The 267-nt window shown below is 65.5% G+C and carries 1 protein-coding gene; it reads left to right on the top strand.

Annotation, left to right across the window (positions count from 1 at the left end; translation table 11 throughout):
* A partial coding sequence (locus tag O4G76_RS20665) for a GNAT family N-acetyltransferase (RefSeq protein ID WP_373568060.1) occupies positions 1-267 on the top strand: 267 nt, incomplete at both ends.

Here is a 267-nt window from a genome sequence, read left to right as displayed (position 1 = left end):
GGGCAGATCTCCGAGCCTGCGCTGCTGCAAAGCGCAGCAGCGCTACACCGGCAGCTGCGCCCGATGTTGCCGGAAGATAGCGCGGCCTACCTGGCCAAGATGCAGCGCGTATGCCGCTACGGCGCACGCCTGGTACTGGCATGCAACGAGCAGGGCCAGCCTGTGGGACTGGCGCTATACCGCCTGTACGAAAACACCTACGAAGACCTGCGGCTGTATGTCGACGACCTGGTCACCGACGAAGCAGCCCGCTCGCAAGGCGTGGGC

This window comes from Limimaricola sp. G21655-S1 (assembly GCF_027213785.1).
In the GTDB taxonomy this organism is placed as follows: Bacteria; Pseudomonadota; Alphaproteobacteria; order Rhodobacterales; family Rhodobacteraceae; genus Limimaricola.
Note: the sequence above shows the minus strand (reverse complement) of the source record. Positions and strands in the feature narration are given on the sequence as shown.